At 62.4% G+C, this 24,979-nt stretch carries 28 protein-coding genes and 2 pseudogenes; 21 read left to right on the top strand and 9 right to left on the bottom strand.

Annotated elements, in window-relative coordinates; genetic code table 11:
- Window positions 1-226 (bottom strand): annotated as a pseudogene (locus GSQ88_RS35135) (hypothetical protein); the annotation flags it as partial.
- 203 nt (window positions 227-429) lie between these two features.
- Between GSQ88_RS35135 and GSQ88_RS02525 the strand changes: the two are divergent.
- The 4 genes and pseudogenes from GSQ88_RS02525 to GSQ88_RS02510 form a co-directional block, all read left to right on the top strand.
- Window positions 430-561, top strand: a pseudogene (locus tag GSQ88_RS02525) (DNA-binding response regulator); the annotation flags it as partial.
- Between the two features lie 205 nt (window positions 562-766).
- Entirely contained in the window at window positions 767-1,378 is a 612-nt protein-coding gene (locus GSQ88_RS02520) for a sigma-70 family RNA polymerase sigma factor (RefSeq protein WP_159005803.1), read from the top strand.
- A gap of 330 nt (window positions 1,379-1,708) precedes the next feature.
- Window positions 1,709-2,302, top strand: a complete 594-nt coding sequence (locus GSQ88_RS02515; protein ID WP_159005802.1) for a L,D-transpeptidase — start codon at window positions 1,709-1,711, stop codon at window positions 2,300-2,302.
- 66 nt (window positions 2,303-2,368) lie between these two features.
- On the top strand, window positions 2,369-3,406 hold the full coding sequence (locus GSQ88_RS02510) for an amino acid ABC transporter substrate-binding protein (protein WP_159005801.1): 1,038 nt from the start codon (window positions 2,369-2,371) through the stop codon (window positions 3,404-3,406).
- Between the two features lie 83 nt (window positions 3,407-3,489).
- On the opposite strand, the gene GSQ88_RS02505 is transcribed toward GSQ88_RS02510, so the two are convergent.
- A complete protein-coding gene (locus GSQ88_RS02505) occupies window positions 3,490-4,629 on the bottom strand; it encodes an acyl-CoA dehydrogenase family protein (protein ID WP_159005800.1) in 1,140 nt (379 codons plus the stop codon).
- A 158-nt stretch (window positions 4,630-4,787) separates the two neighbouring features.
- Window positions 4,788-5,972 (bottom strand): acyl-CoA dehydrogenase family protein, encoded by a 1,185-nt coding sequence (locus GSQ88_RS02500; RefSeq protein ID WP_159005799.1) that lies wholly within the window; start codon window positions 5,970-5,972, stop codon window positions 4,788-4,790.
- A 221-nt stretch (window positions 5,973-6,193) separates the two neighbouring features.
- On the opposite strand from GSQ88_RS02500, the gene GSQ88_RS02495 reads away from it, so the two are divergent.
- Both GSQ88_RS02495 and GSQ88_RS02490 read left to right on the top strand, forming a co-directional pair.
- Window positions 6,194-6,739 (top strand): carboxymuconolactone decarboxylase family protein, encoded by a 546-nt coding sequence (locus GSQ88_RS02495; protein ID WP_159005798.1) that lies wholly within the window; start codon window positions 6,194-6,196, stop codon window positions 6,737-6,739.
- Window positions 6,740-6,793: 54 nt separating this feature from the next.
- Window positions 6,794-7,288, top strand: coding sequence for a VOC family protein (locus GSQ88_RS02490; RefSeq protein WP_159005797.1), 495 nt, complete (start codon window positions 6,794-6,796; stop codon window positions 7,286-7,288).
- Between the two features lie 118 nt (window positions 7,289-7,406).
- On the opposite strand, the gene GSQ88_RS02485 is transcribed toward GSQ88_RS02490, so the two are convergent.
- The 4 genes from GSQ88_RS02485 to GSQ88_RS02470 all read right to left on the bottom strand — a co-directional run bounded on the left by GSQ88_RS02485 (window position 7,407) and on the right by GSQ88_RS02470 (window position 11,293).
- On the bottom strand, window positions 7,407-8,699 hold the full coding sequence (locus GSQ88_RS02485; protein ID WP_174247898.1) for an MFS transporter: 1,293 nt from the start codon (window positions 8,697-8,699) through the stop codon (window positions 7,407-7,409).
- 139 nt (window positions 8,700-8,838) lie between these two features.
- The gene (locus GSQ88_RS02480; RefSeq protein ID WP_159005795.1) at window positions 8,839-9,198 is read right to left on the bottom strand and encodes a nuclear transport factor 2 family protein; all 360 of its coding nucleotides are present in this window, start codon (window positions 9,196-9,198) and stop codon (window positions 8,839-8,841) included.
- A gap of 53 nt (window positions 9,199-9,251) precedes the next feature.
- Window positions 9,252-10,496 (bottom strand): MFS transporter, encoded by a 1,245-nt coding sequence (locus tag GSQ88_RS02475; RefSeq protein ID WP_159005794.1) that lies wholly within the window; start codon window positions 10,494-10,496, stop codon window positions 9,252-9,254.
- A gap of 113 nt (window positions 10,497-10,609) precedes the next feature.
- Window positions 10,610-11,293: a DUF938 domain-containing protein gene (locus tag GSQ88_RS02470; RefSeq protein ID WP_159005793.1), complete on the bottom strand. Its 684-nt coding sequence runs from the start codon at window positions 11,291-11,293 to the stop codon at window positions 10,610-10,612.
- 222 nt (window positions 11,294-11,515) lie between these two features.
- Here GSQ88_RS02470 and soxX point away from each other — a divergent pair, with 222 nt between their 5' ends.
- The 12 genes from soxX (at window position 11,516) to GSQ88_RS02410 (ending at window position 19,115) form a co-directional block, all read left to right on the top strand.
- The gene (gene soxX / locus GSQ88_RS02465) at window positions 11,516-11,848 is read left to right on the top strand and encodes a sulfur oxidation c-type cytochrome SoxX (RefSeq protein ID WP_502706682.1); all 333 of its coding nucleotides are present in this window, start codon (window positions 11,516-11,518) and stop codon (window positions 11,846-11,848) included.
- A 47-nt stretch (window positions 11,849-11,895) separates the two neighbouring features.
- Window positions 11,896-12,399, top strand: a complete 504-nt coding sequence (gene soxY, locus GSQ88_RS02460) for a thiosulfate oxidation carrier protein SoxY (RefSeq protein WP_159005792.1) — start codon at window positions 11,896-11,898, stop codon at window positions 12,397-12,399.
- 85 nt (window positions 12,400-12,484) lie between these two features.
- A complete protein-coding gene (gene soxZ, locus GSQ88_RS02455) occupies window positions 12,485-12,796 on the top strand; it encodes a thiosulfate oxidation carrier complex protein SoxZ (protein WP_159005791.1) in 312 nt (103 codons plus the stop codon).
- 32 nt (window positions 12,797-12,828) lie between these two features.
- Window positions 12,829-13,695, top strand: a complete 867-nt coding sequence (gene soxA / locus GSQ88_RS02450) for a sulfur oxidation c-type cytochrome SoxA (RefSeq protein WP_159005790.1) — start codon at window positions 12,829-12,831, stop codon at window positions 13,693-13,695.
- Between the two features lie 74 nt (window positions 13,696-13,769).
- Window positions 13,770-14,051 (top strand): hypothetical protein, encoded by a 282-nt coding sequence (locus GSQ88_RS02445; RefSeq protein WP_159005928.1) that lies wholly within the window; start codon window positions 13,770-13,772, stop codon window positions 14,049-14,051.
- A 28-nt stretch (window positions 14,052-14,079) separates the two neighbouring features.
- Window positions 14,080-15,831, top strand: coding sequence for a thiosulfohydrolase SoxB (soxB, locus tag GSQ88_RS02440; RefSeq protein ID WP_159005789.1), 1,752 nt, complete (start codon window positions 14,080-14,082; stop codon window positions 15,829-15,831).
- A 50-nt stretch (window positions 15,832-15,881) separates the two neighbouring features.
- The gene (locus tag GSQ88_RS02435; RefSeq protein WP_246735045.1) at window positions 15,882-16,313 is read left to right on the top strand and encodes a DsrE family protein; all 432 of its coding nucleotides are present in this window, start codon (window positions 15,882-15,884) and stop codon (window positions 16,311-16,313) included.
- 12 nt (window positions 16,314-16,325) lie between these two features.
- Window positions 16,326-16,781: a DsrE family protein gene (locus GSQ88_RS02430; protein WP_159005787.1), complete on the top strand. Its 456-nt coding sequence runs from the start codon at window positions 16,326-16,328 to the stop codon at window positions 16,779-16,781.
- 29 nt (window positions 16,782-16,810) lie between these two features.
- Complete coding sequence (locus GSQ88_RS02425; protein WP_502706681.1) at window positions 16,811-17,296, top strand: GlcG/HbpS family heme-binding protein; 486 nt, start codon at window positions 16,811-16,813, stop codon at window positions 17,294-17,296.
- 84 nt (window positions 17,297-17,380) lie between these two features.
- Entirely contained in the window at window positions 17,381-18,421 is a 1,041-nt protein-coding gene (locus tag GSQ88_RS02420; RefSeq protein WP_159005786.1) for an MBL fold metallo-hydrolase, read from the top strand.
- 200 nt (window positions 18,422-18,621) lie between these two features.
- Window positions 18,622-18,852, top strand: coding sequence for a hypothetical protein (locus GSQ88_RS02415; RefSeq protein WP_246735033.1), 231 nt, complete (start codon window positions 18,622-18,624; stop codon window positions 18,850-18,852).
- Window positions 18,849-19,115 (top strand): hypothetical protein, encoded by a 267-nt coding sequence (locus GSQ88_RS02410; RefSeq protein ID WP_246735032.1) that lies wholly within the window; start codon window positions 18,849-18,851, stop codon window positions 19,113-19,115. Before GSQ88_RS02415 ends, GSQ88_RS02410 begins: the two co-directional genes overlap by 4 nt.
- Window positions 19,116-19,421: 306 nt before the next feature.
- Here GSQ88_RS02410 and GSQ88_RS02405 read toward each other — a convergent pair whose 3' ends face one another.
- Window positions 19,422-19,664, bottom strand: coding sequence for a hypothetical protein (locus tag GSQ88_RS02405; RefSeq protein WP_159005785.1), 243 nt, complete (start codon window positions 19,662-19,664; stop codon window positions 19,422-19,424).
- 168 nt (window positions 19,665-19,832) lie between these two features.
- Here GSQ88_RS02405 and GSQ88_RS34875 point away from each other — a divergent pair, with 168 nt between their 5' ends.
- Window positions 19,833-20,000, top strand: coding sequence for a hypothetical protein (locus tag GSQ88_RS34875; protein WP_174247897.1), 168 nt, complete (start codon window positions 19,833-19,835; stop codon window positions 19,998-20,000).
- 104 nt (window positions 20,001-20,104) lie between these two features.
- Here GSQ88_RS34875 and GSQ88_RS02400 read toward each other — a convergent pair whose 3' ends face one another.
- A complete protein-coding gene (locus GSQ88_RS02400) occupies window positions 20,105-21,421 on the bottom strand; it encodes an ATP-grasp domain-containing protein (protein ID WP_159005784.1) in 1,317 nt (438 codons plus the stop codon).
- A gap of 211 nt (window positions 21,422-21,632) precedes the next feature.
- Between GSQ88_RS02400 and GSQ88_RS02395 the strand changes: the two genes are divergently transcribed.
- Both GSQ88_RS02395 and GSQ88_RS02390 read left to right on the top strand, forming a co-directional pair.
- A complete protein-coding gene (locus GSQ88_RS02395) occupies window positions 21,633-22,886 on the top strand; it encodes an MFS transporter (protein ID WP_159005783.1) in 1,254 nt (417 codons plus the stop codon).
- A 113-nt stretch (window positions 22,887-22,999) separates the two neighbouring features.
- Window positions 23,000-24,736, top strand: coding sequence for an N-acyl-D-amino-acid deacylase family protein (locus GSQ88_RS02390; RefSeq protein ID WP_159005782.1), 1,737 nt, complete (start codon window positions 23,000-23,002; stop codon window positions 24,734-24,736).
- The last annotated feature ends 243 nt before the right edge of the window (window positions 24,737-24,979 follow it).

The following is a 24,979-nucleotide window of genomic DNA, read 5'->3' as shown; positions in this document are numbered from 1 at the left end:
CGGGGAGCGGTGGACGCGGATGCGCTTTTGACGAACGGCGCGTGAGGCGGACGGTTAAGTCGTGTGGTCCTGATGCCCCGATGCCGGCATCAAGTTCGCGAGAAGCAAGCTTCTTGCGGGCAACGGTGACAACAAAGCATGGTCTCGCCGGGGAGAGCACGAAATAGACCGTTAAAACCATTGCGCAGGGAAGGCCGGACTGCTTCCGCTGAACCTGTATGCTCATGTGCGTTTTCTACTCTGCTCTTGCACATGAGACCGCGGGTGCAGCGCGCACCCGGTCTTCCCTGCGCCCTCTCTTGAGGGTCGCCTGCGCCTTCCGTTTGGAAGGCGGGACGTTGTTGGCAAAACTCGTGCGCAAGGCGCGGCGAGATCGCGAAGTCGTACGTGCTGTTTGACATGTAAATCCGGGCGTCGTGCGTTGAGGGTGATCGCGCCGTCGATCTGCGAATCATGCGAATCCGCCGGGAGATCGAGCCCGACCCCGCCAAGCCCGCCGTGATCCCCGCGCGCCGAAAGCGCATACGCGGCAGAACGGCATTCGTTCCGCAATCCGAATGAGCCAAATTTCGCCACCCCCGTGGCTTTACGATCATTGAAATCATTCACTTTTTTGTTCGAATTGTTTCATAGACCCCGCCGCGACGAAACAATTCTCCTGCCCACGAAACCATTTTCCGGTTTTGGCGCAGACATCCCGAAACGTTGGCTGACTATCAATTTTACCAACGAGGCGCCGTTAAGCGGCGATCACTGGGAGCCTGTCATGCCAAACGTTGTTGCCATCAACGCCGCTGCCCGCCAGGGCATCATCGCCGCCCAGGCCACCTCCGACGAAATGCTGCTCGAAAGCATTGCCGGTGGCGGCCGTACCGCCATGCACATCCTGTATTGCCGGCACAATGTGCGGGTCTATCGCTTCATCCTGCGCATCGTGCGCGACACCACGATGGCGGAAGATCTGGTCAGCCAGGTTTTCCTCGACGTCTGGCGTACCGCGCGCCGCTTCGAAGGCCGTTCCCAGGTCTCCACCTGGCTGTTGTCGATCGCCCGCTTCAAGGCCTTGACCGCGCTGCGCCAGCGCCGCCACGAGGACATCGACCAGGACGACGTGCTCGAAATCGCCGATCAGGCCGATACGCCGGAAGCCTCGCTGGACCGCACCAACACCAGCGCCATCCTGCGCGCCTGCGTCGCCAAGCTGTCGCCGGCGCATCGCGAGATCATCAACCTGGTTTATTACCACGAGAAATCGGTCGAAGAGGCCGGTGAGATCATTGGAATTCCCCAGAGCACGGTCAAGACCCGGATGTTCTATGCCCGCAAGCAACTCGCCGAACTGCTCAAGGGAGCCGGCGTCGACAGCCTCGCGGCATGACATCAATTTCTGGATGCCACGAAACACATGAAACAATTCGCGACATCACCCGGAAAAACATCGCCTCTATACCGGTAACATCGAATTTGCCTCTCTAACCGACCACGCTTCGACCGATCGTCTTCTTCCGACCATTCTCTTCCGACCATTCTCTTCCTCCCAAGACTTCCACGACCCGGACGGGATGCCCCCTTCCGGGTCGCTCTGTATTTGCGGGGCTGTTTGATCGCCCGCTTTGCTTGCCATCGCGCCGGTGGTGCGATTTGATGGCTTTAGTGATTTGGCAAAACGATGGTACATAGCCGACCGGGGCGAACAGGAGAGCTTTGCATGATCAAATTCAGGCAACTGATCTGGATCACGATCGCCAGTATCGGCCTCGCGCTTTCGGTCGCGCCGGGTTTCGCCCAGCAGCCGGATCGCGGCGATGAGCCGGGGATGATCCCGGATGATTCGGTGGAACTGGCGCCCGAATACCAGAAGCAGATGGTCTATTACCGCTCCACCGAACCGGCAGGCACCATCATCATCTCGACCGCGGAGCGGCATCTGTATCTGATCCAGGGCAACGGCCGCGCCTTGCGCTACGGCATCGGCGTCGGCCGCGACGGCTTTCAATGGCAGGGAATGGTGAGCATTACCAAAAAAGCGGAATGGCCGGACTGGACGCCGCCGCCGGAGATGATCGCGCGCCAGCCCTATCTGCCGCGGTTCATGGCGGGCGGTCCCGGTAACCCGCTCGGCGCCCGCGCGATGTATCTCGGCGCCACGGTCTATCGCATCCACGGCACCAACCAGCCGGACACCATCGGCACAGCGATCTCCTCCGGCTGCTTCCGGCTGGTCAATGCCGACGTCGCCGACCTCTATGGCCGCGTGCCGGTCGGCACCAAGGTCATCATTCGCCAGAAGCCCGAGCTGTAATCGCCGCGCTGCTTGGACACCCCTGCACACCCGATCCATTTCCCTCCATCGATTGCGAGATAAATCATGCGGACATTTCGAGGCGGCCTCCTGATCGGGCTGGTGGTCGCAGCCGCCGTCGCGGCCGCCGCGATCACCTACGAGCGATACGATACCAAGACCCTCAAGCGGACGGTCCGGCGCGGTGAAGTGCTGTGCGGCGTCAATACCGGGCTGCCCGGCTTCTCGATTCCCGACGACAAGGGCAACTGGAGCGGCTTCGACGTCGATTTCTGCCGCGCGGTCGCAGCGGCCATCTTCGACGATCCGAAGAAGGCCAAATTCATTCCACTCGATGCCAATGAGCGCTTCAAGGAATTGCAGAACCGGAAGGTCGATATTCTCTCCCGCAACTCGACCTGGAGCATGTCGCGCGAGACCAATTACGACCTCTATTTCCCGGCCGTGGCCTATTATGACGGCGAAGGATTCATGCTGCCCCGCGCCAAAAATATCGATTCCGCGCTGGCGCTCGACGGCAGCAAGGTCTGCGTGCAGGACAACACCACGACCAAGCTCAACCTTTCGGATTATTTCCGCGCCAATAACATGAAATACCAGGAGATGAAGTTCGAGAAGCTGGACGATGTCGTCAAGGCCTATGACACCGGCAAATGCGACGTCCTCACCGCCGACGCCTCCCAGCTTTATGCGCTGCGGCTCAATCTTGCGAAGCCCGGCGACCATGTCATCCTGCCCGATATCATCTCCAAGGAACCGCTGGCGCCGGTGGTGCGCGAACGGGACGACGACTGGATGCTGATCGTGAAGTGGACGCTGTACGCGATGATCAACGCCGAAGAGCTCGGCATTACCTCGCAGAATATCGACGAAGCGCTGAAGTCGAAAAAGCCCGACGTGATGCGGCTGGTCGGCACCGAGGGCACCTACGGCGAAGACCTCGGCCTGACCAAGGATTGGGCCGTCCGCATCATTCGCCACGTCGGCAATTACGGCGAGGTCTATGAGCGCAATGTCGGCAGCGGATCGAAACTCGGCATTCCCCGCGGGCTCAACCAGCTCTGGAACGCCGGCGGCATCCAGTACGCGCCGCCGATAAGGTAGGCAAATCAGCTCGGACGTCATCCTGAGGAGCGGCGTCTTCGCCGCGTCTCGAAGGATGTTGTTCCGCGCAGTGGCGCAGCCCCTCAATAACTCTTCATCCGCGCCAACTGATCGGCGTGGAAATTGGCGTCGCCGAACAATTCCTGACAGACCCGCGCGCGCTTCATGAAGAAGCCGATGTCGAACTGGTCGGTCATGCCCATGCCGCCGTGCATCTGCACGCCTTCCTGCACCGCCAGCGTCGCGGTTGAACCGGCGCGCGCTTTTGCAACCGCGACCGCAGCACCCGCCTGCTCGAAATCGCCATCGAGCGTCTGCAACGCCCTCAGCACCGCCGCGCGGGTGATCTCGATCTCGATATAGAGCTGCGCGGCGCGGTGCTGCAGCGCCTGGAATTCGCCGATCAGCTTTCCGAACTGCTTGCGCTCCTTCAGATAGGAGACGGTGCGGCCGAACACTTCTTCGCTGAGCCCGACCATTTCCGACGCCACCGCGCCGCGGCCAATATTAAGCACGCCTTCGAGCAAGCCGACGCCCTGATCGACTTCGCCGAGCACGCCGTCCGCGTCGACCTCGACATTGTCGAACACGATTCGGGCGGCGTTATGCGAATCGACCATCGCGGTGCGCTCGGTCGCCACGCCCTTTGACTTGGGATCGACCAGGAACAGCGTCAGGCCGTCGCGCTCGCCGGCGCCGCCTGCGGTGCGCGCCGCGACGATCACGAGATCCGCGGTGTGGCCGTCGACCACGAAGGCCTTGTTGCCATTCAGTCGAAAACCGTTGCCGGAGCGAACCGCCTGCATGCTGGTTTGCAGCGGACGATGTTTTGCGCCCTCGTCGATCGCGAGCGCGGCCAGCAGCGAGCCGTCGGATATCTTCGGCAGATAGTGCGATTTCTGCACATCGCTGCCGCCGCGCGACAGCGCCGACGCCGCCACGACCGCGGTCGACAGAAACGGCGACGGCATCAAATTGCGGCCGATTTCTTCCATCACCACGCCGGCTTCGACACAGCCGAGCCCACTGCCGCCGAACGCTTCCGGCACCAGCAGTCCGGAAAATCCCATCTCGGCAAAGGCCCGCCACAGCTCGCGGGAAAATCCCGTGGCGTCCTTGCCGTCGCGAAGCTGCCGCAGATGCGACACCGGCGCCTTGTCGCTGATCAGGCCACGCGCGCTGTCGCGCAGCATCGATTGTTCTTCGGTGAGGACGAGAGGCATGGATGAATCCCGGATGTTAGAACCAAAATTTTAATTTCGTCATTCCGGGATACGCCTCTTGGCGTAGGCCCGGAATCCATACTCCCTGTCGTGGTTATGGATTCCGGGCTCGCGCTACGCGCGCCCCGGAATGACGGGTGTTTGCGACCGACGGCCCTTCAAGCCCCCGGCAGATCGAGAATCCGTTTTGCCACGATGCCGAGCATCACCTCGGAAGTGCCGCCTTCGATCGAATTGGCCTTGGTGCGCAGCCAGGCGCGCGGGCGGGCGCCGCCCTTCGAGCGTTCGCTCTCCCACTCCAGGGCATCGATGCCGCCGGCCGACATCAGGATCTCGTAGCGGCGTTTGTTCAACTCAGTGCCGTAATATTTCATCGCCGACGAAAAAGCCGGATGCGACTGGCCTGCCTTGGCCAGATCGACCGCGCGCTCGGCGGCGGCCGACAGCGCCGCCTCGTCGATCTCGAAGCTCGCGATCTGACCGCGCAGCATCGAATCCTCCAGCCGGCCCTGCGCATCGGTGCCGACGGAGTCGGCGGCGATCTGCCCCAGCGGGCGGCCGACGCCGCGTTCGCCCATGCCGGAGATCATCGCGCGTTCGTGTTGCAGCAGATATTTGGCAACATCCCAACCGCGGTTGACGGTGCCGACCACATGGGACTTGGGCACCCGCACATTGTCGAAGAAGGTTTCGCAGAACGGCGATCGTCCCGAGATCAACAGGATCGGCTTGGTCGAGACGCCCTTCGAAGTCATGTCGAACAGGATGAAGCTGATGCCATCATGCTTCTTGGCCGAAGCATCGGTCCGTACCAGGCAGAAGATCCAGTCCGCGTAGTTCGCGTACGACGTCCAGATCTTCTGGCCGGTGATGACGAAGTCGTCGCCGTCGCTTTCGGCGCGGGTCTGCAGTGAGGCGAGATCCGATCCGGCGTTCGGCTCGGAATAGCCCTGGCACCAGCGGATCAGGCCGGCCGCGATCTTCGGCAGATGCTCTTTCTTCTGCGCGTCGGTGCCGTATTTCAGCAATGCCGGCCCGAGCATGGAAATGCCGAACGACGTCAGCGGCTGCCGCGCGCCGATCGCCGCCATTTCCTGACGCATGATTTTTGTCTGCTCGGCATCGAGGCCGCCGCCGCCATATTCCGTGGGCCAGTGCGGCACCGTCCAGCCTTTGTCGCGCATCCGTTCGAACCAGACGCGCTGCGGCTCCGAGGAGAATTTGGTGGTGCGGCCGCCCCAGAAGGTGTCTTCCTCCGAATTCATCGGACGCCGCATCTCCGGCGGGCAATTGGCCTCGAGCCAGGCGCGGGTGTCGCGGCGGAATTGATCGTGATCGGTCATTGGCGCGTTCCATCCAGATTATTTGAAAAGACCTTAGCCGTCGCCTTGCGGAATTCAATATGTCTCTGGCTCGCCCATGCGGTGGCGGATGTGGTCAGGAGGGCCGATCGGGTATATTCGCGTAAGTCTAGAGCTTATTGTTTGAGCATGATCTTTTCGGAAAACCGGTTTCCACTTTTCCGGATCATGCTCTAGCGATTGAAAAACAAGAGGAAACGGACATGCGCCTGAAACTGCTTTCGCCTGGCGAAATGAACGAGGACCAGAAACAAACCTATGACGAATCGATCGCCGGCAAGCGCGGCGCGCCGCCGGCCCCGATGATGGCCTGGCTCAACAGCCCGGAAATGGCGCGTCACGCCACCCGTCTCGGCGGCATGCTGCGGTTCGACACAACTTTTCCGGCCAAGCTGTCCGAGATCGCGATCCTGGTCACCGCGCGGCACTGGACCTCGCATTACGAATGGTTCGCCCATAAGCGGTTGGCGCTGAAGGGCGGCATGGACCCCAAAATCATCGATGCCATCCGCGACCGCCGCACGCCTGAGTTCGATGACCCCAAGGGCAAGATCATTTACGAAGTCAGCAAGTCGCTGCATGAAGGCCACGGCGTGTCGAAGCCGCTTTACGACGAAGCCGTCAGACTGGTCGGCGAGCGCGGCATCACCGAGATCATCGGCCTGTGCGGCTATTACACCATGGTCTCGATGACGCTGAACACGTTCGAATTCGGCCTGCCCGAGGGCGAGGTGTCCGATCTTGCGTGATGAATGAACGCTGCATAGACCGCAGCGAACGCATTCAACCCATTTGGAGAGAGCATGCTCGGAAATCCGCCCATCGTCGCCGGCACCCGCATCGGGCATGTTCACCTCAAGGTCGCCGATCTCGACCGGGCGCTCGGATTTTATTGCGGCGTGCTGGGATTCGAGCTGATGCAGCGCATCGGCTCCAGCGCGGCCTTCATCTCGGCCGGCGGCTATCACCATCATATCGGACTCAATACCTGGGAAAGCAAAGGCGGCCACCCGCCGCCGCCCGGCACCACCGGACTGTTTCACACCGCGATTCTGTATCCGACGCGGCCGGCGCTGGCGGACGCGCTGCATCGCGTGGTTGAGGCCGGCATTCAACTCGACGGCGCCAGCGACCATGGCGTCAGCGAAGCGCTGTATTTGCGCGACCCCGACGAGAACGGCGTCGAGCTCTATTGGGACCGGCCAAGCGAGCAATGGCCGCGCCAACCGGACGGATCGCTGTCGATGTTCACGCGGCGGCTGGATCTTGAGGATTTGTTGCGGCAGCGGGAAAGCTGACCTGCACAACAACTCAACCGTCATCCTGAGGAGCGGCGTCTTCGCCGCGTCTCGAAGGATGGCCGCACGCACGGCGCTGAACACCATCCTTCGAGGCGCGTCGAAGACGACGCGCACCTCAGGATGACGGTGCCGTTGTAGCAGCGGATGAGACTTTACCTGTATGCCCCCGCACCATGATCAGCGCCGCCGCGGTCAGTTCCAGCCCGATGCATCCGTACAGCGGCAGCGAATAGCTTCCGGAGATATCGCGCAGCAGGCCGATCACGCCGGGGCCGAAGGCGTAGGTGACCTGGTTGATCGCGGTGATCAGGCTGACCAACACGCCGAACGAACGGGAATCGAATTCGCGCTGCACGATCAGCGACGGCAGCGTGATCAGATTGCCGACCGAGAAACCAAATAGCCCGCAGGCCACGACCAGCACGATCTCGTTGTGGGAGTTGATGATGATGGCGAGCGCCACGGCCTGGCTCATAAACGAGATCGCCGAGGCCAGCCGTTGATTGAGCCGGTCGATCACGGTCGAAAACAACACGCGCCCGACCACCGCCATCGCGGTCAACAGCGCCACCGCGGTCGCAGCACCACTTCGGCCGATCACCGGATCGAGGAATGCGATCAGGTGCACGATGAATCCGACTTGCGCGAACAGCACCAGTGCGAACGCGATCGAGACCGTCAGGAAAGCGAGGTCGCGGAACGCCTGCGCGCGGATGCGCGTTGCCGACGGCGCATCGGTCGCGGCCGGCCCGGCTGTGACGCTGCCACGGCGCGGCGGTTGTCCGACAAAGATCAGGATGATCGGCACCATCAGCACCAGCATCACGGCCGCCGCCGCGATCAGCGCGCCGGAGAAGCCAAACGCCTCGATCGCGGCGACCAAGAGCGGCACGCCGATGATGCCGCCAAAACTCGCGCCGTTCAGCGCCAGGCTGATCGCCATGCCGCGCTTGTGGTCGAACCAGAGGCCGAGCGTATTGGTGATCATGCCGAGGCTGGTGCCGGCCCAGCCGAGGGATAGCACGGCATCGGCGGCAAAGAGTTGCCAGGGTTCGCGGGCCAGGCCGATCGCGACGGCCGCCGCCGCCATCGCGCAGACGCCCGCCAGCAGGCAATTGCGCGGCCCGAAGCTTCGGATCGCTTCGCTGACAAACACCACCAGCAGCGCGCCGAACAGATAGAAAAAGGTGGTGCCGCTGGCGATCAGCGACGCCGGCCAGCCGTGCAGCCGATGCAGCTCGGCGACATAGACGCTTTGGCCGTAAAAGCCGAGGCCCCAGCCGAAGGTCGCCACCAGGAAGCAGACCGCAACGATCCGCCAGCCCTCATAGCGGATCGAGGTTTCGTCGACGGCGATGTGGTTTGAGGCGTCCAAGGGTATCTCTTCGTTGGTCTCTTTGTCCGTCATGGCCGGGCTTGACCCGGCCATCCAACTGCTTGCCTTCGGCATGGATCAAGACGTGGATGGCCGGGTCAAGCCCGGCCATGACGACTATTTGTATATCTAGCAGATCAACCCGAAGGAGACTTCGATGCCCGCCGAAGTATCATTCCGGCGCGGTCGGATCGTAGAAAAATCGCTCGCGAAAAATCCGGTCACCGCGCCACTGCTGCAGCGCGACTTCTTCGCGCCGGCGCACCTTGCCGGATTTATCGGTAAGCTTGAAAATCCATTGGATCGCGACGCGGTCGCCTTCGACCACCGACGACACCGCCTCGGAATAGACATCCGTCATCTGCGCGAGAACGCTGCGCTCGCGCGCGACCAGCCCGTCGCGGCCGACGCGCGGCGGAGCTTCGTTCTCCTGCATGCTGGCATCCTCGGTGTAATAACGCTCAATGGCGCCGGCGTGATCTCCGGATACGACCACCGCAATGAATTCGTCGAGACGGGCTCGTGACGGCATAAAACCTCCCATGCGTTTACGCTCGCTTATATAGTCGAGCGCAGCCGTCCGGGTCAGATGCTCGGGTCGGGAATTTGGTCCACGGCGCGCAGGCTTGCCCGGCGCCGGGCGAACGATGCCAGCATCAATACCGCGAGTCCCAAAAAGACCGGCGGAAACACCACCAGATTGACCGCGGACCAGCCGTAATTCGCCAGCAACTGGCCGGACGAGAACGATCCCACTGCCATCATTCCGAACACCAGGAAGTCGTTGAAGGCCTGCACCTTGTTGCGCTCCTGCGGCCGATGCGTCTCCAGCACCAGCGCGGATGCCCCGACAAAGGCAAAATTCCAGCCGATGCCGAGCACGATCAGCGTGGCCCAGAAGTGCAGCGCGGTGATGCCCGACAGGCCGATGGTCGCCGCAGCCGTTTCCAGCAGCAGGCCGGCCGCCACAATCCGCCGCGCTCCGAAGCGCGCGATCAGCGAGCCGGTAAAAAAGCTCGGCCCGTACATCGCCACGATATGCCACTGAATGCCGAAATTCGAATCGCTGACCGAGAGGCCGCACATTTTCATCGCCAGCGGCGCCGAGGTCATCACCAGATTCATCATCGGATAGGCGATGATGCCGCACAGTGCCGCGGCGATGAACCGCGGCTGCCGCACGATCTCGAGCAGCGGCCGTCCGCCGTGAAGATCCGCCGGCGCCGGCTTCGGCGCGTCGATGCCGGAGAGCACCGCCATCGCCACCAAGGCGACGATCGCCTGCACCACGAAGCTGAAGGCGAACAAATAAGGCGGCCAGATATTCATGGTCCATTGCACGAGCTGCGGACCCAGCACGCCGGCGAACACGCCGCCGGCCATCACCCACGACACGGCCTTGGGGCGGTATTCCGCGCTGGCGCCGTCGGCGGCGGCGAACCGGTAGGATTGCGACACCGCGCCGTACAATCCGCCCAGGAAGGTGGCGCCGCAAAACAGCGGAAACGACGCATGCAAAATGGCGAACGCGCCGAGCAGGCCGGTCAGCACGCCGCAGCCGGTGCCGATGATGAAGGCGACGCGGCGGCCATACGCCCGGGAAATCGCACCGGTCGGCAGCGTGCCGGCGGCAAGCCCGACCACGTACATCGACAGCGGCACCGTCGCGAGCGAGATATCCGGCGCCAAGGTCGCGCCGACAATCGAGCCGGTGGCGAAAATCACCGCCGAGTTGGCGCCGGTCAACGCCTGCGCCGCCGCCAGACGCAGCACGTTGGATCGCGCCCGCGCGTCGTTCGATATCTCGTCGGTTGCCGTCACGCCGCTCATTGGATTTGGTATTTCCGTGCTTCCGCCCGTCGGGATCTATTGATTCCCGGCACTATGGCGAGATGCCGGCATGCGATCAACCGACACAAACGGGCGCACGCTATGCGCCGGCGTCACGCTTTTTTGGATCGCTCGAACGCCAGAATCAGGTTGTTGGCGGGCATTTCGACGGTCTGCGTCAGTACCAGGCCTGCGCCATCCGCAAGCTTTTCGACATCGGCGATATCGCGCACGCCCCACTCGGCGTCATGTTCGCGCAGACTGGTGTCGAACACCGCATTGCTGAGCGCGGTGTGCTTGCCATCGCGCTTGAACGGACCGTAGAGAAACAGCCGCCCGTCGGCGCGCAGATAGCGCCCCGCCCCTTCAAACAGCCCCTCGGCAACGCGCCACGGCGCGATGTGGATCACGTTGGCGCAGAAGGCCGCCAGCAATGGACCGGGGCCGCTTCCGTCATGCAGCTCGGGGCACCAGGCCGGGTCGGACAGATCGATCTGCAATGCGGTGCGGATATTCGGCAATGCGGCCTGCGCCCGCCACGCCTCGATACTTCTCAGATGCTGCGCATTGGTATCGCTCGGCCACCACATGATATCAGGCGAATGGCGGGCGAAAGTGACCACGTGCTGTCCGGTGCCGCTGCCGACCTCGACCACGTCACCGGATTTGCCGGCCAGGAATTTCCCCAGCACCGCCCAAATCGCCTGATGGTTACGGTGAAACGCCGCGGCATCGAGCCGGCCGTCGGGCTCGACCCGCCGGCCGTCTTTACCGAATTCCACCACAAATTCCGCCACGCCACGCTCCCGGGTAATTAATGGCCAAAATAGCCGGTTTACCTCGACGGCGCGATCCTATTGTGTCCACGTGTTGTCTAACTTGGGCCGGTGGCAATTCGGCACCCGGCCGCCTATAATCCGGTGAAATAATCGAGAAGCTTGCGGGAAGCGCCCTTGACCGAGATTTGTTCGACGAAGCCCGCCGAGATTTCTTCGACGAAGTCCGCCTGGGCGCTGGCGTTGCTGATCGGCGCAGCCGCCTTCGCAAGCCCCGCTTGCGCGCAATCCCAAGCAACCGGCGCCAGTGCAGCCGAGGGTCAGAAGATCGCGTTCGATCGCGGCAAGGGCAATTGCCTGACCTGCCATGTGATCCAGGGCGGCGACCTCCCCGGCAGCATCGGCCCGGAGCTGAAGGACATCAAAAGCAGATATCCCGACCGTAACGATCTGGTCGCGATCCTCAACGACGAGACCAAACGCAATCCGCAAACCGTCATGCCTCCGTTCGGACGAAACCGGATTTTGACCGAGCAGGAGATCAACGCGGTGGTGGATTTCCTGCAGACCTTGTGATGACGCCACGCGCGTCTTGATAGAAAGACTTCTTGGGGGACTTTTAGATGACGACCACGGATGATGAATTCTCGGGGTATTCGGCCAGCCGGCGGCTGATCCTGAAAGGCGTCGGTCTCGTCGCGCTGACAGGCCTCGGCATTTTGCCGTTCGGCCCGATGCCGGCGCTCGCCGCAGCCAACGACAAATGGCCGGAAGACGCCTTCAAGCAAAAGGGCCAGGCCGAAGCCATCAAGTCGCTGTACGGCAAGACCGCCGAACCCTCCGACCAGGTCAAGCTCGACGCCCCCGAGATCGCGGAGAACGGCGCGGTGGTTCCGATTTCGGTTACCACGACATTGACCGACGTGACCTCGATCTCTTTTCTGGTCGCTGACAATCCGAACGCATTGGCGGCGTCCTACCAGATTTTACCGGGCACGCTGCCGAGCGTGGCCAACCGCCTCAAAATGGCCAAGACCAGCAACGTCACCGCGATCGTCGAAGCCGGCGGCAAGCTCTACAGCGCCACCAAGGAAGTCAAAGTCACCGTCGGCGGCTGCGGCGGTTAACCAGATATCTAATACGCATGATCCGGAAAAGTGGATACCGGTTTTCCGATAAGATTATGCGTCAATTGTAACGAGGAACATTCCGATGGCATCGACCATTCGCGTGCGCGCCACTGCAACCGGCGACACCACCGAAGTCCAGGCGCTGATCCAGCACCCGATGGATTCAGGCTTCGTGAAAGACGCCCAGGGGCAGATCATTCCGCCGCATTTCATCCAGCAATTGACGTTCGAATGTAACGGCAAGGCCGTGTTCGTCGCGGACTGGGGAACGGCGGTTTCCAAGGACCCTTACGTCAAGTTCAGCTTCAAGGGCGGCAACAAGGGCGACGACCTCAAAATCAGTTGGATCGACAACAAGGGCGCCTCGGACACCACCACGGCCAAGATATCGTAAAGATTTCATAAGATGATAGCGCGTGAGCTGACATGAAGGTCCGATCGGCAATCTCCCTGGCCTCAGTGGCGCTCGCGCTGGCTGCGCTGACGCTTGCGGCGGCACCGCCTGCCTCGGCCGCCAATGCGATCGACCCCGCCGCCGACGCGCGGGCGTTCCAGAAATTCTTCACGACCAAATTCCCCAAGCTGAAGCTGGAGGATTTCGTCAACGGCCCCTACTCGCTGAATGAAGACATGCATCGGCAGTGGGTCGAGAAGGAGGAATTCCCGCCTTACGAATTCTCGCTCGACATGGGCAAAGAGATGTTCGCCCAGCCGTTCAAGAACGGCAAGAGCTACGCCGATTGCTTTGCGAACGGCGGCATCGGCATCCGCCAGAACTATCCGTATTTCGACGACAAGGAAGGCAAGGTCGTCACGCTCGAGCTGGCGTTGAACCGCTGCCGCCAAGCCAATGGCGAGGCGCCGTTCTCCTATGTAAAGGACGAGATGGCCGCGCTGACCGGCTACATGGCGTTCACCTCGCGCGGCAAGCCGTTCGACATCAAGATCCCGAACGATCCGCGCGCGCTGGAGGCCTTCGAGACCGGCAAGCAATATTTCTATACCCGCCGCGGCCAGCTCAATTTCTCCTGTGCAAGCTGCCATGTGCAAAATCCGGGCGAGCGGATTCGCGCCGAGATCCTCGCGCCCGCGCTCGGGATTCTCAATGCGATGCCTATTTACCGCTCCGAATGGGGCGGCATGGGCACGATCAGCCGGCGCTTCATCACCTGCAACGTCCAGACCCGCGGCGTGCCGCTCGATCCGCAATCCGACGAATACCGCGATCTCGAATATTATTTGTCCTATGTCAGTAACGGACTGCCGATCTCCGGTCCGGGAGCGCGGCCATGAAAATGACCATGCGCCTGACGGGAAGCAACAGGCCGATCGCGCGGCTGGTGCTGGCGACGACGCTATTGACCACGATGCTGCAGATAACGCGCGCGAGCTCCGCGCAGGCAGCGGCTTCCGTGGATGAGTTCAAGGCGGCCTATGCCGTCGCCGAGGCCGCCAACACGCAGGCGGGCGCGCTGCGCAACCAGTGGACGGCGACCGCGAGCACGTTGGCTGACGCCAAAAAAGCCGCAGATGCCGGCAATTTTGATGCCGCGGTAGCCCTGTCGAAGGAAGCCGAGGCGCTGGCGAAAGCGTCGATTTTCCAGGGCACCAGCGAAAAACAAGCCTGGAAGGCGCAGGAAATACGCTGAGCCAATTTAGGAGGCGCGGAGATATCGCATGACCATCCGTCGCCGGGATTTCCTCAAACTCGCGGGCACGGCCACGTTGCTGCCGGGGCTGTCACGGACCGCACGCGGCGGCGAAAACGCGGGCGTTTACGATCTCGAGCGCTTCGGCAACGCGCGCATCCTGCACATGACCGATACCCATGCGCAGTTGCAGCCGATGTATTTTCGCGAGCCGAGCGTCAATCTCGGGATCGGGGCGATGGCCGGCAAGCCGCCACATCTGGTCGGCCGCGCCTTTCTCAATCGGTTTGGCATCAACCCGGACAGCGCCGATGCCTACGCCTTCACGTTTCTCGATTTCGAGAAGTCCGCGGGCCGCTTCGGCAAGCTTGGCGGCTTCGCGCATCTCAAGACGCTGATCGACCGCCTGCGCAGCGACGCCGGCGCCGGGCGCGCGCTGCTGCTGGATGGCGGCGATCTGTGGCAGGGCACCGGCCAGGCCAATGCCACGCAGGGCGCCGACATGGTGCAGGCCGCCAACCTGCTCGGCATCGAGGCGATGACCGGGCACTGGGAATTCACCTACGGCGAAGCGGCGTTGCGCGGCAATCTGGCACGCTTCAAGGGTGAATTCCTGGCGCAGAATGTGTTCCTGACCGAAGAGGCCGCGTTCAACGACGCCAAGGCGTTCGATGCCGCATCGGGCCGCGCTTTCAAGCCGGCCACCATCAAGGAATTCGGCGGGCATCGCGTCGCGGTGATCGGCCAGGCGTTTCCCTATGTGCCGATCGCGCATCCGAAGCGGTTCACGCCGGACTGGACCTTCGGCATTCGCGACGACGAATTGCAAAAGCTGGTCGATGGCCTGCGCAGCAACGACAAGGTCGATGCGGTGGTGCTGTTGTCGCACAACGGCATGGATGTCGATCTCAAGCTCGCTGGCCGCGTGCGCGGCATCGACGTCATTCTCGGCGGCCATACCCATGATGCTGTTCCGCAACCGATATCCGTCAGCAATGCCGGCGGCGTCACGCTGGTGACCAACGCGGGCTCCAACGGAAAATTCCTGGGCGTGCTCGATCTCGAACTGGCCAAAGGCAAGGTCAGCGATGTGCGCTACCGGCTGCTGCCGGTATTCTCCGAGCTGCTGAAGCCGGATGCCGAGATGCAGGCGCTGATCGACCGATCGCGCGAACCCTATGCGACGCCGGATGCCGAGAAGATCACGACCGCCGACCGCCTGCTCTATCGCCGCGGCAATTTCAGCGGCACGATGGATCAAATGATCTGCGATGCGCTGCGCGGCGAGCTCAATGCCGAGATCGCGCTGTCGCCGGGTTTTCGCTGGGGCACCAGCGTGCTGGCGGGCCAGCCGGTGACGATGCAGGATGTGCTGGCGGAAACCGCGATCACCTATCCCGAAACCTACGTCCAGAGCATGACCGGCAGCCAGCTCAAGGATATCCTCGAGGACGTCTGCGACAATCTCTTCAATGCCGATCCCTATTACCAGCAAGGCGGCGACATGGTTCGCGTCGGCGGCATGAGCTATACCTGTTCGCCCAATGAAGCGGTCGGCCACCGCATCTCCGAGCTGAAGCTCGACAATGGCCGCATTATCGAAGCCGGCAAGCCCTACAAGGTGGCGGGATGGGCGTCGGTCAACGCGCAAAAGGGAACCCCGGTGTGGGATGTCGTTGCCAGCCATCTGCGTTCCGGGAAAAAAGCAGGTGACCAGCGCGGCGCCGACATCACGCTGAAGGGCGTCGACGACAATCCGGGCATCGCGGGACAGGGATGAGAGCTTTGCCAATCCATTGGAGATCGCTGGTCCGCGCCTTTGCCAACGCGATGATGATCGCGATCGCGCTGGCGAGTGCCGCGCCCGCCGTCGGCGCCGAACCGGCGCCGCTGCCGGACAAGCCGTTCGCCGAACACCGAATTGTGCTGCAGCTTTCCGACAACGATCCGAAGAAACAAAGCCTCGTGATCAGCGTCGCCTATAATCTCTTAAAACTCTACGATCCCGACAAGGTCGCGATCGAGGTGGTGGCGTTCGGTCCTGGCATCGACTTGCTGTTTCCGGACAATGCCAATCGCCAACGGATCGAGAGCCTGGTCGCGCAGGGCGTCAAGTTCGACATCTGCCTCAATACCGTGGATACGATCGAGCGCGACACCGGCAAGCGGCCGCAATATATCCCGGCAGCGACCCCGGTTCAGGTCGGCGTCGGGCAGATCCTGTCGCTGACAGAAAACGGATATACTCTGGTCCGACCCTAAGGAGTTCGCGTCATGTATAGTTTCGTTCGTTGTCTGGCCGCCGCCACCCTGATGTCGATCGCGTTCACCTCCGGCAGTCCGGCCGCCGATGCCAAGCCGCATCACATCGCGATCCAGATCGATCAGAACGACCCGCAGCTGATGAATCTGGTGCTCGGCAACGCCAACAACGTGATCGAATATTATCGATCCAAGAACGAAGAGGTCGATATCGACATCGTCGCCTACGGCCCGGGCCTGCATATGCTGCGCGCCGACACCTCGCCGGTGCAGGATCGCGTCAAGCGTCTCAAGGACATGGTCTTCCCCGGCAGGATCCAGTTTTCGGCCTGCAACAACACCAGGCAGGGCATGGAGAAGGCGGAAGGCCACCCGATTGCGCTGCTGCCCGATGCCACCGTCGTGCCCTCCGGCGTCGTGCATTTGAGCGAATTGCAGGAACAGGGCTGGAGTTATGTGCGGCCGTGAGCAGAGCTCGGGCGATGCGCGTTCTGGCGATGACCACAGCGGCGATGCTGGCGCTGGGCGCTCCGGCCGCCATCGCGGGCGACGACGCGCTGGTGGTCTACAAGTCGCTTTCGCCGGAGGTCGCGCTGGAGGCGGCGCAGGCCGCCCTCAAGCAATGCCGCGCCGACGGTTTCCAGGTCGCGGTCGCCGTGGTCGACCGTTTTGGTCAGGCCCAGGTGATGCTGCGGGACCGTTTTGCCGGATTGCCGGCGGCCGAGACCGCGACCAGCAAGGCCTACACCGCGCTGAGTTTCCATAAAGACACCAGCGATCTGGCGAAATCGGTCCGCTCCGGGCAGATGGACGCAGGGCTGGCCCAACTGCCCCACATCGCGATGCTGGCCGGCGGCCTCGTGATCGAAGCCGCCGGCACACTCCTCGGCGGCATCGGCGTCTCCGGCGCACCCGGCGGCGACAAGGACGAGGCCTGCGCCAAAGCGGGGCTGGAGGCGATCCGGGATAGGATCGATTTCTGAAAAGGCGCTAGATTGTAGAAGATATCTACTGCTTGTCCGGCGAAAATCAGTTATTATTTGCTGGCAAAGCGGATACAGCCAGCCATGATCTTTCGCCAGCTGTTCGACAGCGTCTCGGGAACCTACAGCTATTTGCTCGCCAGCCGGCCCGGCGGCGAGGCGCTGATCCTCGATCCCGTGCTGGAGAAGGCCGACCGCTATTGCCAGTTGCTGCGCGAGCTCGACCTGAAGCTGGTCAAGGCCGTCGATACCCATCTCCACGCCGACCACGTCACCGGGCTCGGCGAGCTGCGCGACCGTACCCATTGCGTCACCATCATGGGCGAGCAGAGCAAGGCCGACGTGGTGGCGATGCGGGTGGCCGACGGCGACAAGGTGACGATCGAGGGTCTTTGCCTCGACGTGATGTACACGCCCGGCCACACCGACGATTCCTACTCTTATCTGATGGGCGATCGGGTCTTCACCGGCGACACACTGCTGATCCGCGGCACCGGCCGAACCGATTTCCAGAATGGCAGCGCGCGGTCGCAATACGATTCGATCTTCAACCGGCTGCTCAAATTACCCGACGAGACGATGGTGTTCCCGGCCCATGACTACAAGGGCGATACCGTCTCCACCATCGGCGAGGAGAAGCGCTACAATCCGCGGCTGCAAGTGCGCTCGATCGACGAGTATGTCGCGCTGATGGGCAATCTCAATCTGCCGAATCCGAAACTGATGGACGTCGTGGTGCCGGCCAACATGCATGTCGGCCTGCATCAGGACGATCTTGCCAAACAGGGACTGGCGCTAACGGCCCGCGATGCCATCGAGAGCCTCGGCCGGCCCGAAGTGCTGCTGGTCGACCTTCGCGAGAATGGTGAACGCGCCAGACACGGCACGCTGTCGGGCGCGCTTCACGCGCCCTATCCGGGCGTTGGCGAAAGCCTGGCGCCGGGCGGCATGTTGCGCGAGGTGGCGGCGGCGACCGGACGCCGCATCGTGTTCTTCTGTGCCTTCGGCGAACGGTCCGCGATGGCGGTTGCCGCCGCCAAGGACGCCGGCCTCGCCAATACCGCGCACATCGCCGGCGGCATCGACGCCTGGAAGAAGGCCGGCGGACCGGTGCTGACAGGTTGACTTTTCGGTCCACAAACCGCACTTGACCAGCATTCACCACGAATTCGATCTCATTGAGAAATCGTGGTTTTTCGGCAAATACGCCGAAAACAGGGCCCCTTTTACCGTCCGAGGCGTGGTAGTATCGCCGATACCGGTCGCGCCCCCCAAAAATACGCGCAAAATACGCGCGCGCGCCCCCGCTAATTCGAGGCATACCGATGGATGACGAACCGAAAAGCCCTGCCGAGATGAAGGAAATCCGGCTGAACCGGAAGATCGCCCAGGATGCCGAAGGCATCAAGGCGATGGCCGATATTGCCGCCGCCGATATCGCGATACGGAAGCGGACCGCGGATCTGCGCGCGCAGCGCTTGGCCCGGGAAGCGGCCGAGCGCGACAAGCCGGTCGAACCCAAGGCGAAAGCCAAAAAGAAGAAGACCGCCAAATGACAAAAGCAGATCGCGACGCACGCAACAACAAGGCCGGCGGAACCGCCAAGAGCAACATGCTCGATCGCGATGTCGCCACCAAGGCGGTGCTCGACAACATGGCAAGGCTGAAGGCGTTGCGGCTCGCACGCGAAGCCGCAGCCCCTCCGCAAGCTCCTGCCGCGCCGAAGAAGGCGCGGGCCAATTCGAAAAAATCGGCGGAAAAAGCCCCGGCGTTAGGCGAGTGGCTGGCCGGGCAACAGAGCGGCGGACGCAGGACTTAAAGCTTTCCCGTTCCGATGGAATCGGAACGGGGCTGTAAAGCAGGATGAGATTGGATTGAGCCGGGGTTATCGGCGCGCTTCCCTTCACCTCTCCCGTTGGGAGAGGTCGATTTGCGAAGCAAATCGGGTAAGGGCTCTTATGTCAAACAAGAGGCTGTAACCCCTCACCCGGCGCTACGCGCCGACCTCTCCCAACGGGAGAGGTGAAGGGAAATCGCCCCCGGTTCAATCAGCAATCGTCGCGCTCTAGTCTTTTGTTCGACGCGTTTTCTTCACGCGAACGGCAGCCACCGAGCCCCCGGAAAATTACGCCGGCAACGGCCACTCGATCATCGATCGCGTCTTGGTCGCGGCGTCGTAGACCTGTACCTGAAGCATCTGGAATTGATTCTTCAACGCCATGCCGGCTTCCTCGGCCGCCTCGACGGTGGCGTGGTGCGATTTGAAATGGCCATCCACGACCAGCGAGTAGCCGTCGGTCGGCGCTTTATCGGCGCGGATGATTCGGCGCGGTGACTGTTCTTCGGCTTCGATCTTAGGCTTCTTCATCAATAGCTCCTTGTTGCGCCTCCTTTACACGGATCGCCGGAAAAAGGCAGGAAAGTTTGTTCGACAGTGGATAATATGCCCGGCAAAACACGGTGAGATTGAGGTCGCCGGCTATTCGCTTCAACGTTTGGGGCCCGGCTTTGATCCATCCGAACGAGGGAGAATGATATGGGCGGAATCGGCAAGAAGGATGACCCTCCCAAAACCAAAGGCAAATCCAAGGAAGCACCGCCCATCCCGATCGAGGACCATAACATTGAGGACGATGACATCGAGGATGGCGACATCGCCACGCCGAAGCGCGATCGCGACGGCAACGATGACGAGCCGCTATGACGCCTAGAGCCTTTTCCGTTCCGATGGAATCGGAACGGGGCTCTAGTCTTTTGTTTGACGCGTTTTCTTCACGCGAACCGGTGCCCACTTCGCTCGAAAACGCTCTAGCCGGGGAAATCTTGGCGCGCGATGATCGCGATACTGTCGAGATCGAGCAAATGCGCGCCCCAGCCTTTGTTCGCCAGCGTGGCGCCCCAGCGCGGCTGCACCAATAGCGCAAGCGCCACCATCGCCAGCGGTACCAGGCTGACCCAGTCGAGCCGCGCCGGCGTCAACTCCTCGGTGCTATCGGCATAAGCGCCACGGCGCGCCGCGAGTTGCCAGCACGTGCGCGCAATGTGTTTTCGGTCACCGCCCCGCGACGCGCATCCGAGCAGCGCTTGCATCGCAAGATGCGTCCGCACGCCGTCGCGGCTGTGTTGGGACGCTTGCGGTATTTCGCCTTGCGATATCGCAAGCAACAGCCCGACGAGGTCGACGCCGGCGAGATAGGCGCTCATCGGTTCGACCAGCCGCGGATTGCAATCGATCAACAATGGTGTCGCGGCATCGGCCAGCACATAATCTACCGACAATGCGCCGTGCCAGCCGAGATGCTCGCCGATCGCCGCGACATGGGCGCGCACATCGGCGCGGCTCTCGCTTTGCTTGATCGCCTCGCCGCCACCGGCGCCGGCGGCGATTTGCCGGTAGCCGTGAAAGCCAAGCAGCTGGCCTCGACAAAATACCGCCTGCGCCTTGCCGGTGATGCCGTTGACAAAATCCTGCACCAGCACTTCGTCGGCGAACGTTCGGTTGGCGCCGAAACCTTGCACGCCGAGACCTTGCACGCTCAAATCTTGCCCGCTCAAACCTTGCGCGCGGAGATCGCGCATCACGGCTTCGAGATCGTCGGCATTGCGCACAAACCAGATGCCGCGGCTCGCCGTCCCCACCGATGTCTTGACCACCGAGGGAAATCGCATCGCGACGCGAAGCTCAGCCTCGGATTTCACGATTTGTGTCGGCGGCTGCGGCAATCGCAGTTGATCGAGCAACCGGCTGAAGCCTGCCTTGTTGTGCGCGACGCGATAGCTCTCGAAAGCCGGCAGCGCGATCCCCGTGCGACCCGAGAGCCGTTGACCTACTCGCGCGAACAAAAACCCCTGTTCGTGAACCGGTAACAGCACGTCGAAATGCTGCGCTGCGAGCAACCGTTCGACGAAGCCGAGAAACCCCGCGGGATCCTGGCGCAACCCCGGACAGCGATGAAATCTCGATAAGAATCGCGAGAACCGTGCAAGGCAAACCCGGCTGGGATCGCAGACCTCGACGCGATGCCCGGACAATCCCAAAATCGTGATCGCCTCCCGCGCCGAGGTGCTGTTTCCCTCGGAAACGAGCACCCGGAGCGACTTCGGAACACGCGCGGCGACGGCCATGGCCGATATCATTGCCAATTCGGGCCGCGTTGTCTCGCCAATTTTCTCGCGGATTCGCTTGCAAGCTTCCTGCGAATTCGCTCCTGTTTTGCCGTTCCGGCCCGGTTCGCCGGGGCAGCCATGCGCCCGCATTCATGGACAAATAACCGGTCCAGCGGATAGTTTCCGCCTGCCTTGCCGGGCCGCATTTCAAACGGGGTATCAATTCAAGATGGTCGACGTTCTGGCCGCACCGCAACACGCAAAAGCCGCAAAAGCTGAGAGTCCGGCGCGCACGCTCGCCGCGATTTCGACCGCGCATTGGGTCAGCCATTTCCACATGTTCGTGCTGCCGATGCTGTTTCCTTTCCTCAAGGAAAAACTCGGCGTCGGCTATATCGACCTTGGCTTCGCACTCACCGTCTTTGCCGTGATCTCCGGCCTGACCCAGGCGCCGATCGGCTATCTGGCCGATCATATCGGCGCCCGCAAGATCCTGCTGATGGGGCTGACGCTGGGCGGCTTCGCGCTGATCATGCTCGGCCTGCATTTGAGCTATCCCTGGCTGATCGCCAGCGCCGTGCTGCTCGGGCTCGCCAACAGCGTTTATCATCCGGCCGACTATGCGATCCTTTCGGCTCACATGGACGAAGCGCGGATGGGCCGTGCCTTCTCGATCCATACCTTTGCCGGCTTCTTCGGCGGCGCGGTCGCGCCCGCCGTGATGGCCGCGCTGGTTGCCACGATCGGCGGCCATGGCGCGCTGATCGTGGCCGGTGCGATCGGCCCGATCGTGGCGTTGTTGCTGATCGTTGTCGGCATCCCCGATGCAGGCGCCGCGCAGCGCGACGCCAATGGCACGACGACGTCGCGACAAAGTGTCGTCACACCTGCCTTGATGGTACTGACGGTGTTTTTCCTGCTGCTCAGCCTGTCCAGCGCCGGCATCAACAATTTCGGCGTCGTCGCCCTGATCAGCGGCTATGGCGTGTCATTTTCGACCGCCAATATCGCGCTGACCGCATTTCTCGGCGGCAGCGCGGTCGGCGTGCTCGCCGGCGGCTTCCTCGCCGATCGTACCCAGCGCCACGGTCAGGTCGCCGCGGCCTGTTTTGCAATCAACGCCGGCCTCGTACTGGTGATCGCGCTGGTCGGAATGCCCTGGCTGTTGCTGACGCTGGCGATGGGACTGGCCGGCTTCCTCGGCGGCGTGATCGCGCCGTCGCGGGATATGCTGGTGCGCAACGCCGCACCTCCCGGTGCGGCCGGCCGGGCCTTCGGCATCGTCTCCACGGGCTTCAATGTCGGCGGCATCATCAGCCCGTTGTTGTTCGGCTGGATCATGGATCAGAACATGCCGCATTGGGTGTTCGGCGCTTCCGTGGTGTTCATGATCCTGACGGTCGTGCTCGGGCTCGTCACCGATCGCGGCCCGCAGGAAAGCCCTGCGGGTTCCGGCGCGGGGCTGATGCCTTCCCAAAGCTGATGCGTTAAGGCTGAAGCATCAAGCTGATGCATTCCTGAACATCGCCCGGGACGGTTGACAGCATCGGGGGACGCCCGATGATGCGGCCATAAAATCAACCCGGGATGAACGCCATGACCAGCACTCCAGACCTCGTGATCCGCGGTGGCAGCATCGCCGATGGCCTCGGCGGCGAATTGTTCGAGGCCGACGTCGCAATCACCAATGGCCGTATCATCGAGGTCGGCAAGGTCGCAGGCAAAGGCAAGGAAGAGATCGACGCCCGGGGCAAACTGGTGACGCCGGGCTTTGTCGACGTTCACACCCATTACGACGGCCAGGTCGCCTGGAGCCACGACATCACGCCTTCGTCGCAGAACGGCGTCACCACCGCCATCATGGGCAATTGCGGCGTTGGCTTCGCGCCCTGCCGACCGAGCGACCACCAGCGCCTGATTCAATTGATGGAAGGCGTCGAGGATATCCCCGAGCCGGTACTGAGCGCCGGCATTCCGTGGGCGTGGGAGAGTTTTCCGGATTACATGAACTGGCTGTCGAAGCGCGATTTCGACATCGACATCGGCGCGCAACTGCCGCATGCGGCACTTCGGGTCTATGTGATGGGCGAGCGTGGCGCGCGCCGCGACCCCTCGACACCGGAGGACAACAAGGCGATGGCGGCACTTGCCGGCGACGCCGTCCGCGCCGGCGCGCTGGGTTTTTCGACCTCGCGCACCCTGAACCATCGCACCTCGACCGGCGACTTCACGCCGACCTTGAAGGCGGGCGAGGACGAACTGACGGCGATCGCGGGCGCGATGCACGGCGTCGGCCGCAGCGTGCTGCAATTCGTGCTCGATCTCTCCACCCTCGACGAAGACCTGCCGATGCTGCTGCGGGTGGCGGAGAACACCCGGATCCCGGTTTCGTTCTCGATCACGCAAAACGACAAGGCGCCGCAGCGCTGGCGCCAGACGCTCGACACCATCCGCGATGCTTCGGCGCGCGGGCTGTCGATCACGGCGCAGATCGCCGCCCGCCCGGTCGGACTGATGCTTGGGCTGGAATTGTCGCGCAATCCGTTCCAGACCCATCCAAGCTACAAGGCGATCTCCCATCTGCCACTGAAGGAGCGGCTGGCAGCGCTGCGGCAGCCCGAACTGCGGGCCGCTATCCTGAATGAACACGCCACCGCGACCGACGATCCGCTGTTCTTCCGGCCCAACTACGACAAGATGTATCTGCTCGGCAATCCGCCGGACTACGAACAGCCGCCGGAAAATACCCTGGGCGCGCAGGCCAAGCGTCAGGGCCAGCAAGCCGAAGCGCTGGCCTACGACGCCATGCTGACCGACGAAGGCCGCGGCATGCTCTATGTGCCGTTCCTGAATTATTCCGACGGCAATCTCGATGCGACGCGCGAGATGCTGCGCGATCCGAACTCGGTGCCGGGATTGAGCGACGGCGGCGCGCATTGCGGCATCATCTGCGATGCGAGCTTCCCGACCTATCTGCTGACGCACTGGACCAGGGACCGCAGCCGCGGCGAAAAGCTGTCGATCCCCTTCGTGGTGGCGGCGCAGTCGCGCAAGACCGCGCTGTCGGTCGGGTTGTACGATCGCGGCGTGATCGCACCCGGCTACAAGGCCGACATCAACGTCATCGATTACGACAGGCTGCATCTGCATCCGCCGAAAGTTCATTACGACCTTCCGGTGGGCGGCCGTCGGCTGCTGCAACAGGTCGATGGCTATGATGCCACCATCGTCTCCGGCGTGGTGACGCAACGCGGCGGCACCGCCACCGGATCACACCCGGGCCGGTTGGTACGTGGCGCGCAAGGCAGCCTGCAACTGGATGCGGCACAATAGGCCGAGCCGGATTCTGCGCCTTGCAAATGTCCGCTTCGGCTTCGGAGCGGGCATTTTTATTGGAGCTGGAATGAACCCCGTGGCGACACCGAACCATCTCGCCCGGCGCTCCCGAAGACCGCCCGCGATTTTTTTGCACAACCGGGGAACACCAGGGAACCTTGGGAATTAGTTTGTCCGGGCTGATTTCGGTGGGATCCATTTTTGGAACCGGTCGCATTTCCCGCTTGCTTTGAGTTTTTT

Origin of the sequence: Bradyrhizobium sp. S69, from assembly GCF_009766005.1 — a bacterium.
Classification (GTDB): Bacteria; Pseudomonadota; Alphaproteobacteria; order Rhizobiales; family Xanthobacteraceae; genus Bradyrhizobium.
Note: the sequence above shows the minus strand (reverse complement) of the source record. Positions and strands in the feature narration are given on the sequence as shown.